The sequence below is a fragment of the Cocleimonas sp. KMM 6892 genome (assembly GCF_035798195.1).
GTDB classification, from domain to species: Bacteria; Pseudomonadota; Gammaproteobacteria; order Thiotrichales; family Thiotrichaceae; genus Cocleimonas; species Cocleimonas flava.
This window is the reverse complement of record NZ_JAPFBV010000002.1, coordinates 574,837-586,926: the sequence shown is the minus strand read 5'-3', so window position 1 is coordinate 586,926 and position 12,090 is coordinate 574,837. Positions and strand designations below refer to the sequence as shown.

General features: G+C 40.0%; 10 protein-coding genes. 2 read left to right on the top strand and 8 right to left on the bottom strand.

Annotated features, from left to right (window positions below; all coding sequences use genetic code 11):
- Positions 1-14: 14 nt before the first annotated feature.
- The 5 genes from rlmH to holA form a co-directional block, all read right to left on the bottom strand.
- Complete coding sequence (gene rlmH / locus OO007_RS08180; protein WP_299872439.1) at positions 15-488, bottom strand: 23S rRNA (pseudouridine(1915)-N(3))-methyltransferase RlmH; 474 nt, start codon at positions 486-488, stop codon at positions 15-17.
- Positions 489-514: 26 nt separating this feature from the next.
- A complete protein-coding gene (gene rsfS, locus OO007_RS08175; RefSeq protein ID WP_325808431.1) occupies positions 515-886 on the bottom strand; it encodes a ribosome silencing factor in 372 nt (123 codons plus the stop codon).
- 63 nt (positions 887-949) lie between these two features.
- Complete coding sequence (gene nadD, locus OO007_RS08170) at positions 950-1,582, bottom strand: nicotinate-nucleotide adenylyltransferase (protein WP_325808430.1); 633 nt, start codon at positions 1,580-1,582, stop codon at positions 950-952.
- Between the two features lie 26 nt (positions 1,583-1,608).
- Positions 1,609-2,868 (bottom strand): glutamate-5-semialdehyde dehydrogenase, encoded by a 1,260-nt coding sequence (locus OO007_RS08165; protein ID WP_325808429.1) that lies wholly within the window; start codon positions 2,866-2,868, stop codon positions 1,609-1,611.
- A gap of 257 nt (positions 2,869-3,125) precedes the next feature.
- Complete coding sequence (holA, locus tag OO007_RS08160) at positions 3,126-4,178, bottom strand: DNA polymerase III subunit delta (protein ID WP_165874645.1); 1,053 nt, start codon at positions 4,176-4,178, stop codon at positions 3,126-3,128.
- A 360-nt stretch (positions 4,179-4,538) separates the two neighbouring features.
- On the opposite strand from holA, the gene OO007_RS08155 reads away from it, so the two are divergent.
- Positions 4,539-5,900, top strand: coding sequence for a peptidoglycan-binding protein (locus OO007_RS08155; RefSeq protein ID WP_325808428.1), 1,362 nt, complete (start codon positions 4,539-4,541; stop codon positions 5,898-5,900).
- A gap of 159 nt (positions 5,901-6,059) precedes the next feature.
- Complete coding sequence (locus tag OO007_RS08150; protein WP_325808427.1) at positions 6,060-8,399, top strand: ATP-binding protein; 2,340 nt, start codon at positions 6,060-6,062, stop codon at positions 8,397-8,399.
- 168 nt (positions 8,400-8,567) lie between these two features.
- Here OO007_RS08150 and aroA read toward each other — a convergent pair whose 3' ends face one another.
- The 3 genes from aroA to hisC form a co-directional block, all read right to left on the bottom strand.
- Positions 8,568-9,887 (bottom strand): 3-phosphoshikimate 1-carboxyvinyltransferase, encoded by a 1,320-nt coding sequence (gene aroA, locus OO007_RS08145; protein ID WP_165874646.1) that lies wholly within the window; start codon positions 9,885-9,887, stop codon positions 8,568-8,570.
- 69 nt (positions 9,888-9,956) lie between these two features.
- Positions 9,957-10,820, bottom strand: a complete 864-nt coding sequence (locus tag OO007_RS08140; protein ID WP_165874647.1) for a prephenate dehydrogenase — start codon at positions 10,818-10,820, stop codon at positions 9,957-9,959.
- A 107-nt stretch (positions 10,821-10,927) separates the two neighbouring features.
- A complete protein-coding gene (hisC, locus tag OO007_RS08135; RefSeq protein ID WP_131905265.1) occupies positions 10,928-12,064 on the bottom strand; it encodes a histidinol-phosphate transaminase in 1,137 nt (378 codons plus the stop codon).
- Between the last annotated feature and the right edge of the window lie 26 nt (positions 12,065-12,090).

The following is a 12,090-nucleotide window of genomic DNA, read 5'->3' as shown; positions in this document are numbered from 1 at the left end:
GTACGAATCTCATCTTATCCAGCACGATGGTAAGGATGATTTTCTGTGACTGTATACGCACGATAAATCTGTTCAGCGAGGATTACTCTGACTAATGGATGAGGAAACGTGAGTGCAGACAATGACCATTTCTCTTGAGCCATTGATAGAATATCCTTGCTCAGGCCATCCGGACCACCAATTACCAGCGCGACATCCTGACCACCCATCATCCAGTCTTGCATGCGTGTCGCTAGCTGTTCGGTACTCCACGATTTTCCTTTTACATCGAGCACAACCAGACGGCAATTATTAGGAATAGCTGCTTTGATTTTTTCGGATTCTTTCTCAGTAATTGCGTTTATATTACTGTTCTTTAGTCGTTTTTCGGCGGGTATTTCTTTAAGGACTAATGCGCACTTTGCTGGCAAGCGCTGGGCATACTCATTATAACCTTGAGTCACCCAGTCTGGCATTTTGGTTCCAACAGCAAGCAGGAAGATATTCATCTATGTGAGTAGTGCTTTGGATTTAACTAGGCGTTTTTGTCAGCGACTGCTTGTTCGACACTTTTGTCGTTTGCATCATCGGCAGACCACAATTTCTCTAATTGATAGAACTCACGCGTAGTTTCCAGCATCACATGAACAATCACATCATTAAGGTCAACAAGCACCCATTCTGATGATCCTTTGCCTTCAGTGCCGATAACATCAAGGCCAGCTTTTTTAGCTTCTATCACGACATTCTCTGCGATAGATTTTACGTGGCGGGTTGAATTACCTGTGGCTATATACAATTTATCTGTCATTGAAGATTTGCCAGTAACGTCTACGGCAACAATATCAACAGCTTTCATATCTTCAAGCGCGTTTTGTACCAGATCGCTTATTTCATTTAATTTCATATTTTATCTACTTTGGTTAAGATCTAAGTGTGTACTCATTATCTAGATGGTTATCTAGAGTAACTACTTATCAGACCCATATAATTTGTTTGATTCAATATAATCACAGACCTTTGCAGGTGTTAAGTAATCACATGATTGTTGGTTTTTTAATTTATCCCTGATCATGGTGGCAGAAATATCTAATTGCGTTACATCACAAAAATAGATTTTTCCCGCGGCCAATGATTTCAAGTCATCAATATTGTCAGTTACGCGCGTTGCCAAATACTCATCAAGCGTCTCATCAATTTGATAGCCCGGTCGCGCAGCAATCACAATATGACAGGTTTCTACAATGTCTTTCCAGTCTTTCCAACTGGTAAAAGATTGAAACGCATCGAGCCCCAATATCATTGAAAAAGACTGATCATTGCCAATTTCAAATCGGATAGATTTCAAAGTGTCTATGGTATAGGAAGCGCCTTCGCGATGATACTCACGATCATCAAGAATAAAAGGTTTTGTGCCTTCTATAGACAATTTAACCATATTGATTCTATCTTCAGCGCTGGCTTCAGGCTGCCAGCGATGCGGCGGCGTTGCACTAGGAATGAATCGAACTTCTGTTAATGACAGTTTTTCAGCGATATCTAATGCAGGTCGTAAGTGGCCAAAATGAATGGGATCAAAGGTACCACCTATAATTGCAATCAAAGTACATTACTCATTATGAATGACCTTTACTGACGAATGTGGCCATCACCAAAAACCACATATTTTAACGAGGTTAAACCTATTAAACCAACAGGTCCACGTGCATGTAGTTTATCGGTACTGATACCAATTTCAGCGCCCAACCCATATTCAAAGCCATCTGCAAAACGGGTGGAAGCGTTCACCATCACCGAGGCAGAATCCACTTCTCGCATAAAGCGTCGTGTTTTGGTGATATCCTGGGTGATGATACTTTCAGTGTGCTGTGAACTGTATGTGTTGATGTGTTGAATCGCTTCGTCTAGATCAGCAACGACTTTAATCGCTAAAATTGGCGCTAAGTATTCTGTCTGCCAGTCTTCTTCCGAGGCTGGAGAACAATCAATGATTTGTTGCGTCTGTTCACAGCCACGAAGTTCGACACCTTCTTCTACAAATAAGGAATGTAATTCTGGCAAGATTTCAGAAGCTCTAGATTTAGCAACGAGTAATGTTTCTAAGGTATTGCAGGTTCCGTACCGCTGACTTTTTGAATTGAAAGTGACTTTTAACGACTTTTCTTTATCCGCATCATCATCAATATACACATGGCATATTCCATCGAGATGTTTGATCACAGGAATCAGTGAGTCATTGCTAACGCGTTCGATAAGCCCTTTGCCACCACGCGGAATAATCACATCTACATAGTCTTTTAAGCGCAGTAACTCACCTACGGCTTCTCTATCCGTTACTTCAACGACTTGTACACATTCAGACGGTAAACCAGCTTCTTTAAGTCCATCCTGAATACATTGTGCAACGGCTTTATTCGAATGGATCGCTTCAGAACCACCGCGTAAAATGGTGGCATTGCCTGATTTCAAGCAAAGTGCTGCAGCATCTGCTGTAACATTAGGGCGAGATTCATAAATAATACCGATAACGCCTAGAGGTACGCGCATTTGACCAACCTGAATACCCGAAGGCATATAGTTAAAATCATTAATTTCACCGACTGGATCAGCCAGAGCGGCAATCTGGCGTAAACCTTCAGCCATCTGTTTGATACTCGCATCGGTTAATGCCAGTCTGTCCAGCATCGCGTTGTCTAAGCCTTTTGCTTTGCCAGCTTCCAGGTCCTTTGCATTTTCTGTTTTCAGCGTTTCAGTATTGGCAATTAACTTATCAGCTATCGCATGCAAGGCATCATTTTTTGTTTTAGATTCTACAGCAGCAAGGGTTGACGAAGCTTTGCGCGCCTTGATTCCTAATTCTTGCATATAGACGTTAATATCTTGTTTCATAATGTGTGTCTTATTCTCTATGATTCTTTTACTGCTATGTTACTTTTTTTAAAAGACTTCTTTTCTACATCGTTTCTTGTAACTTCACACCCTATTTCTTTTCATTTAGATTAGTTGAGGCCAAGCAAACAATACAAGCAACAAATACATGATAGAAAAAAGTGCTCATAAGTAGGGGGGTGGCTATAGTCTTATACTTGACGTTAAAATATAAAAATTGCTGTTTTCCTGTGTGACAAATAAATATTATAAAGAATTTAAACCTTAATAGCTTTATTACCTGCCAGCGTTAATGCTAATTCTAACAATTCTAACCACACTCTGGTTAAACCTTTGGTAGCGATATCTCCCTGACCCTTTGAAAGGCGATCAATATTGCCATTCATTTTAATAATATGCGGCCAATCCGCTCTTTGCATTCTTTGTAGTGCCTGCTGAAATGGCTTCTGTCTGGGTCTGGGTACTTTATTCATTACCTGTGACATTTGCATACCACTGTTTAAACCATGTACGGCTGTATAAAGTTGTCGGCTTAAGTCAGACAAGGTCCATAAAATCAGTTGAACTGGCACACCCTCTTCTTTTAAGTTGTGATGAATATGTTGTATTCGACGTGTATCACCCAGCATCACTGCGTTCGACAGATCAAAAATTGAAAAACGTGAGCTGTCACTGACAGCTGCAAGTACTTGCTCTTCATCAATCTCAATTTGGTCTTGATCGTTTTTTTGATAAAGCAATTTCAGCTTATTGATTTCCTGAGCGGCGGCCAATAGATTCCCTTCAACTCGTTCTGTGAGCAATCGAACCGCATCAGATGTAGCCCGCATGCCTTTCTCTCGCATCTGTTTATTGATCCAGGCCATAGTCTGCGGTGCTGATAAATCCCAGATCTGGATAACCACGCCTTGTTTGTCGATGGCTTTTACCCAGGCTGCATTTTTGGCGTTTCCTACCAGCTTGGGCATTTGTATCAACAGAATTTTATCATCGGGTGGATTATCCATATAATCACGAATAGCCTGACTGCCTGCTTTACCAGGACCTTTTGTTTCAACGCGTAAATCAATAAGCTTACGTTCACTAAACAACGACAAACTATTGGATGATCCTAGTAAACTACCCCAGTCAAACTGACCATCTGCATGTAAAATATCGCGTTCAGTAAACCCTTGCTGTTTTGCGAACTGTCGAATAGTGTCGGCCGCTTCCATCAGCTGATAGGGTTCATCACCAGAAAGAAGAAATACACCCTGATTTTCTCTTTTTTGCTGTAGAAATGAACTTAGTTGGTCTGGATTAATTCTCATCAAGCAATAATAACGCCCCATTACGTTTTTTGTAAGTTTTTAGTCAGAGACTTTCCTGGTAATTAATCTTCCATTAATCGTGCGAAGTTAATTACTTGGAGAAGCAACGCTGTTTTTAAAATACAATGCATGGCTATTATAAAGAATACGAATGGTGCTCAACAGAAAAAGACTACCGTTTATTCTATTGGCTATATATTAAGGGATACTACATCGCTTTATACTGTCGCCAAGTATTACGGATCACTTGATAGGTAAATAAGTGGGTTTGCTCGGGGTTCGTTTTTAATTAAATTGATTATCAATTTGCTAAAACATTTAATTCGACATTAAAGAAATAAAAAGGAAATTTACATGAGAATGACTACGCAACTATCTGTATCGAGTGTAATACTCGCTGCTGTATTATCAGGATGTAGCCAACAACAAGTGATTGGTGGTTCGCAAGTTGTTAATGGAAGTTCACAACAAAACGAAGGTGGTTCGCAGGTAGCTGGTAGTTCACAAGCAGGTGGATCTCAACAACAAGTTGAAGCTACTGCACCAGTTGTAATGGCGAAACCTGTTGCTCCTGCTGCTAAAAGAGCACCTGTTAGAGTTTATCAACCTAAGCTCCCAGCGCCTAGAAGAGTCTATTCTCGTGGTCCTGCACCTCGTCCGGCACATTCAGTAAAACGTTCTGGAATGGGTTTACCACCTGCTAAACCAGGACAATGTTTTGCTAAAGTAAAAACACCAGCAAAATACATTACTAAACAACGTAAAGTACTTATCCAGAAAGCTACGTCTAAGCGTGTTCTAGTAAGAGCGCCTCAGTATCGTTGGATCAACAAGCGCGTACTGGTAAGAAAAGCTACATACCAGAATCGTCATATACCTGCGCAATACCGTACGCAAAATAATCGTGTGATGGTTAAGCCAGCATATAACACATGGCGTAAAGGTCACGGTGCGATTACACGTATTGATAATATGACGGGTGAGATCATGTGTCGTGTGACAGTACCTGCGCAATACAAAACAGTATCTAAGCGTGTACTCGTCAGAAAAGCACAAACAATCAGAAAAATGATTCCTGCTGTTTATAAAACAGTAAAGCAGAAGCAACGTGTGTCTGGTGCAATTTATAAAACAGTAAACCGCCCTGCTCGTTACACAACACAAAACTACCGTGTAAAAGTAGCTGGAGCACGTTACGTTTGGCGTCCAATTCTTTGCAAAACGAATGCACCGAAGAACTACCGTCATGCTGCAGTTAAACGTAAGCCTGTCGTTCGCCCTAAGGCAATGCACAAGACTCAATACAAGCGCCCTGCTCAAGGCATTACTCATCAGCAGTACCTGAAAGTAATGAATGCACCTATGCCAAGCAAAGCAGCACCTAAAAAACGTATGCCTAGAAAGGTTATATCGAAGAAGGTGAAAACTGCGCCAATGACTAAAGCAGTTACCAAGCCAGCAGCGACTATGACTAAACCCGTTGCAAAAGCCCCGGCTAAAGCAGCAGGCACTACAGAAAAGCCAAGCAAGACTGCGATTAAACAAAATATCGTTTATGGTATCCAGGCTGCACTTAAGTCTAAAGGTTATAACCCTGGCAAGCTTGACGGAAAAATGGGACCAAGCACAGCGGCAGCTTTGAAAGCATTCCAGAGTTCACGTGGTTTACCTGTAGGCGTTTTATCTAAAGACACATTCCGTGCTTTAGGTCTTGTTCGCTAATTGATTTAAATAGGTATATTACGTTGTAATATTTATTACAAATCAGTTAACAAAAAAGCCTGCTTTTAGCAGGCTTTTTTGTGTCTTTAATTTGAACGTATGATGGGGTATTGTTGTACTCATAAACCTAATCATAAACAAATGTAAGGAACACATAGAATGGTAGAAACATACGAAAAACTGGGTCTTTTTTATCTAGGTCAAGATATTGATAAAACCACTCAGGAAGCTACCGAAGCCCTTACACTTTTAAAGAATAAAAACTTCACTACTCATGCCACTATTATTGGTATGACAGGCAGTGGTAAAACCGGTTTAGGCGTCGGTATTATAGAAGAGGCTGCGATAGATAATATCCCGTCTATTGTCATAGATCCAAAAGGTGATATGGGTAATCTTTGTTTAACAGATCCTGAGTTTTCGCCGAGTTCTTTTGCACCCTGGGTAGCTGATGAAGCTAAAAATAAAGAACAAGACGTCAACGAATATGCCAAAAAGATTTCCACCATGTGGAAAGAAGGGATTGAAAGTCATCATCAAAATAGCCAAAGAGTCGCTAAATTTTCTGCTGTTAAAAAAACCATATACACACCAGGCAGCAGCTCGGGGATTAGTATTAATGTTCTTAGCTCACTAGAAACTCCACCTTCTGAAGTACTAGATGATACCGATGCTTTTTCATCTTACATCAACTCAACGGTTAGTAGCTTATTATCATTAATCGGAATTGAAGCAGACCCGGTTGAATCAAAAGAATACATCTTACTGGCACAGTTAATCTCTAATTCATGGATGGATGGCAATGATCTGAGCCTGGAAGATTTAGTCGGTCGAATCATCAGCCCACCGTTTAAAAAGATTGGTGTATTGCCATTAGATGCTTTTTATCCTCAGTCCGAACGTTTCAAATTTGCCACAAAATTTAATTCAGTCATTGCATCACCAACGTTTAAAAGCTGGTTAGAAGGTGAAACTCTGGATATACAAAAATTAATTTATGATGAAGATGGTAAAGCCAAAGTAGCCATATTCTCCATTTCTCATTTAAGTGATGAAGAACGTATGTTCTTTGTAACCTTGTTATTAAATAAATTCGTCGCCTGGATGAGACGTCAAAGCGGTACATCTGCCTTAAAAACATTACTCTACATGGATGAGATTTATGGCTTCTTCCCACCAACGAAGAATCCTCCCAGTAAAGAACCCATGCTGATATTACTCAAACAAGCCAGAGCCTATGGTGTCGGTGTTGTATTGAGTACGCAAAACCCTGTCGACCTTGATTATAAAGGTCTATCGAATATGGGAACCTGGTTTATCGGTCGATTACAAACCACGCAGGATATCGATCGAGTGATTGATGGTCTGGGCGGAAAAGTGGGTTCCAGTTTCAATAAAGATGAAATACGCGCCTTATTAGCAAATTTAAAGAAGCGTACTTTCTTCCTTAAAAGCGCGCATCTTGATGATATTCGATTGTTCAGTACACGATGGGTGTTAAGTTATCTTAAAGGTCCATTGAAGCGTGATGAAATTTCTACTTTGATGCATGATCAAAAAGCACTTTCAGAAAAGAAACAAGAGCAAAAAGTAGAAAGCATCAGTGCACCTATTATCCCTGAAGGATTTGATAGTTACTCAACGCTAGATAGCAGTATTCCTCAATATTATATGCCAGACCTAACAGGATCGAAGCAATACATACCTAGCTTGATGGCAGATTGTACGCTTAACTTTTTTAATCAATCCAAAGGAATCGATGAAGAAGAAAATTACTGTCTCACTTTAGAATTATCAGAAAGTGATTCTTCCGCAGATTGGGATCACGCCATGAGTGAAGAAGGCGTCGAAAATTGCTTTGCTAAACTACCAAGTAAAGCACCAGAAGATGCTCATTATGCAGTTGTCCCTAATTTTGTGGCTAAAGACAAACAACTTCGTAAAGCGACAAAATCATTATCTGACTGGTTGTATTACGAGCATGCTCTAGAACTCTATCAATGTGATTCACCTAAGCTTTTATCTAAGCCTTATGAATCATTAGGAGATTTTAAAGTTCGTGTTGCTGATATTTTAAATGATGAAAAAGAAAAAGCGATTGAAGTATTGCAAGAGCGGTATGCTAAAAAGGAAAAGGTATTAACGGATCGATTAGATCGTTATTCATTAAGCCTGGAAAAAGAAGAGTCTGATACAACGAGTTCCTTTTTAAACGTAGGTATTACTGTTTTAGGCGCCCTATTCGGAAAATCTAAAGCTTCTATTGGTAGAGCTGGATCACGTGTTCTCAAAGAAAGAGGTGATGTTGGGCGCGCCAAAGAAAAAGTCGCAAAAGTAGAAGAAGATTTGAGGGATCTTGAAGAAGAACTGGAAGATAAGATTGATGATTTAGCTGAAGAATATTCTATCGACGAAGTAGATATCGAAGATTACAGCATTAAACCAAGAAAAACGGATGTGCAAATCAATGAAATCGCTGTTGTCTGGAAATCCATCTAACGCATCTCAAAGCTACTTGCTTAAAAATAAAGCTTAATCGGCTCTTAATATTTATAAAAGTCACCCCCCTACTTATAGGGGGTTTTTTATTATTCATAGTTAGTCATAGTAAGCGATATATTCGTCATCATCCTAATTTGAAATGACGTATAGACGTAATCGGAACTATCATTTAGCGCTAATATTTAAACCTACACCACTTGCTAATCCGATAAAGTCAGGGAATGAAGTATTAACGTTGGCACAATTATTAATTGTGATTTCACCGTTTGCCCGCAAACCTGCAATTGAAAATGCCATCGCAATTCTGTGATCTCCATGACTTTCTACTGTCCCTGAAGTGAGCTGACCACTTTGAATAATAATCCCATCTGGTGTAGCTACAGCATCAATGCCGCAATTCACCAAACCATCTACCATTACCTGGATTCTATCACTTTCCTTAACACGCAGCTCTTCTGCGCCGGTTAATCGTGTTTCACCTTCAGCACAAGCAGCAGCCACAAACAGTACCGGGAATTCATCTATCGCTAATGGAACCAGTTCTTCTGGGAAATGAATGCCTTTTAACTTTGCAGAACGAATTCTAATATCTGCTACAGGCTCTCCACCCACTTCTTGTTGATTTGAGAGCGTAATATCAGCACCCATCAACTTAAGAATATCGATCACACCTGTACGTGTTGGATTGATTCCAACGTGTTGCAGGGTGATATCAGAGCCTTCTGCGATACTTGCTCCAACCATAAAAAATGCTGCTGACGAGATATCTGCTGGCACATCAATATCACAAGCTGTTAATGATCCACCACCGACTAAACGCATGCTATTGCCGTTAGTAGTGACGTCATAACCAAAGCCTCTTAACATGCGTTCTGAATGATCACGTGTGATGCCTGGCTCGGTAACACTAGATTCGCCTTCAGCATACAAACCTGCGAGTAATACTGCAGATTTAACCTGCGCACTAGCAACTGGCATATCGTAATGAATACCTGTTAATTTATGACCACCTTTGATATTCAGTGGAGCAGTTCCACCTTCTTGCGTTTCGATAACTGCTCCCATGCTAGCAAGCGGTTTAGTAATTCTATTCATTGGGCGCGAAGAAAGTGATTCATCACCTATCAGTGTAGAATCAAAGGATTGCCCTGCGAGTAAACCTGTCATCAGGCGCATGGCAGTTCCACTATTTCCCATATCTAAATCAGATTCTGGTTTTTGTAGACCATGCATGCCGATGCCATGAATAGTGACTTCATTGCCATTGGCTCCAGATGGACCTTCGATTGCAACCCCCATTTTTCTAAACGCATTCATCGTCGCTATACAATCTTCACCCGTTAAAAAACCAGTCACATGGGTTGTACCATCTGCCAAAGAACCCAGCATAATAGAACGATGAGACATCGATTTATCACCAGGGACTCTAAGTGTTCCAGTTAATTTCCCATTTGGGCTCGTTTTGAATGTTACTGAATTGGACATTGGTACGGGTAATCCTTGTTAGTGTTAACTTTATGCGAGGTAATACACATAAAAATATATTTTCTTAAATTATGATTTAATGATGCTGTCGCGCGTGGCTTTAGCCTTGGCAAAGAGTTGTTCTATCTCATCAGCATCTTCATTTTGTATGGTATTTCTGAGCTCTGTTAGATCTTTCTGAAAATTATCCAATACTGAAAGGATAGCTGTTTTGTTATCCAGACAAATATCACGCCACATAACGGGGTCACTGGACGCCGTTCTTGAAAAACTCGCAAAACCGCCAGCGGTGTAATCAAAGACGGCATCACCATATTCTGATTTAGATAAGGTATTAACGAAAGAATACGCTAACACGTGAGGCAAGTGACTGGTAGCTGCTAAAACATCATCGTGTTGTTTGACTGCCAACGTTTCGACTGTTGCGCCAGTAATTTGCCACATCTCTTTAATTTTCAAAACAGCTTCACTACTGGTTTCACTGGTTGGTGTCAGTATGACTTTATGATCTACGTATAAATCGTCAATTGCAGCTTCGACACTACTTTTCTCGCGTCCGGCAATTGGGTGCCCAGCGACAAAATTGGGTGGAAGTACACCATCATAAGCTTCTTTAGCTGCTGCTAATACACTCCCTTTAGCACTACCTGCGTCTGTCACAATCGTATTCGCACCTAGATGAGGAACTATTGTTTTTAGAATAGGTGGTATTGCGCGAATAGGAACAGCAAGCAATACAATATCTGCCCCTTCCACTGCTGCAACTGGGTCTAGTGTGTAATCGTCTATAACACCTAATTCAACAGCTCTTTGTAAATGCGCTTCACTGCGACTGCAACCAACAATTTGTTCGCAGTAACTTGCTTTTTTTAACGATAAAGCAAGTGATCCACCAATAAGACCAACACCAAATATGGTTAGTTTTTTAATCATTGTAAAAAATCTTCATGCAGTGTTCTTCTTTTATCAGTTTAGAGTGTGTATGTTATTGAATAATGATAAGAAATTAATTAGAGATATTAACTAGCTATGAAAGACGATTAGTCGATCGGATATTGCTCTAATGCAACATCTAAAGCATCAAGACAACGTTGATTTTCTTCAGCAGTAGAAATAGTGATACGTAAATGGTTAGGTAAGCCATAATTAGGTATAGGTCGAACGATAACTGCTTCTTTAAGCATAGCTTCGTAAAGTGGGACAGCGTTCTGCTCCATGTCTATGGTAATAAAATTGCCAACGGTTGGAATATAATCTAAACCACGATATTGACAAGCAGCTCGCCAAAACTTGATTCCCTTGGTATTAATATCAACACAATTCTCAAGATGATCCTGATCATTTAAGGCAGCGGTAGCCGCTTCAATTGCCATAGCATTTACATTGAAAGGATGTCTTACTCGGTTTAGCAAATCCGCAATTTCTGCACTACAAACTGCATACCCAACACGAAGACCTGCTAAGGCATAAATTTTAGAAAACGTACGCGTTACGATCAGATTAGGAAACTCTTCAAGCCACTGTAGCGTATCTGGGTATTCACCTTCTTGAACATATTCAAAATAAGCTTCATCCACAACTACTATAATATCCTTAGGCACAGCAGAGATAAATTCATGCAATTCATCTGACTTTAACCAGGTACCTGTAGGATTATTTGGATTAGCGATAAAAATAACACGCGTTTTATCATTTATTAAGTCCTTCATCGCAGTCAAATCATGACCGTAAGGATTAGTCTCATGATCGACAGGTAAGGCTTCGGCAACGACACCCGTGGCATTAACTGACTGGATACTAATCGGGTAAACCGCAAAAGCATAACGTGAATAAATAGCTTCGCGTCCTTCGCATAAAAAAGTTCTAGCGATCATATCTAAAACGTCATTTGAACCATTACCCAATGTAATCTGGTTCTGGTTAACCTTGAGCATGTTTGATAATTTCTGCTTTAAGATAAACCCATTACCATCTGGATATAATTGAATTGATGCTTTCGCTTTGTCTAATGCTTCTAAGACCAAAGGACTAGGGCCCATAGGATTTTCATTGGAAGCAAGCTTTAGCGTATTACTAACACCTAGCTCTCTTTCTAATTCATCGATTGGCTTACCTGGCATATAAGGCTGTAAGTTTTGAACGCCATTAATCGCCAGTGATTTATAATTAATTGTCATAATGCTTAGAACTATTGGTTAAATGT

Bases quoted from the DNA above. Each gene is read 5' to 3' on its own strand.
- rlmH (WP_299872439.1), bottom strand. From the start codon at position 488: ATGAATATCTTCCTGCTTGCTGTTGGAACCAAAATGCCAGACTGGGTG.
- rsfS (WP_325808431.1), bottom strand. From the start codon at position 886: ATGAAATTAAATGAAATAAGCGATCTGGTACAAAACGCGCTTGAAGAT.
- OO007_RS08165 (WP_325808429.1), bottom strand. From the start codon at position 2,868: ATGAAACAAGATATTAACGTCTATATGCAAGAATTAGGAATCAAGGCG.
- holA (WP_165874645.1), bottom strand. From the start codon at position 4,178: ATGAGAATTAATCCAGACCAACTAAGTTCATTTCTACAGCAAAAAAGA.
- OO007_RS08155 (WP_325808428.1), top strand. From the start codon at position 4,539: ATGACTACGCAACTATCTGTATCGAGTGTAATACTCGCTGCTGTATTA.
- OO007_RS08150 (WP_325808427.1), top strand. From the start codon at position 6,060: ATGGTAGAAACATACGAAAAACTGGGTCTTTTTTATCTAGGTCAAGAT.
- aroA (WP_165874646.1), bottom strand. From the start codon at position 9,887: ATGTCCAATTCAGTAACATTCAAAACGAGCCCAAATGGGAAATTAACT.
- OO007_RS08140 (WP_165874647.1), bottom strand. From the start codon at position 10,820: ATGATTAAAAAACTAACCATATTTGGTGTTGGTCTTATTGGTGGATCA.
- hisC (WP_131905265.1), bottom strand. From the start codon at position 12,064: ATGACAATTAATTATAAATCACTGGCGATTAATGGCGTTCAAAACTTA.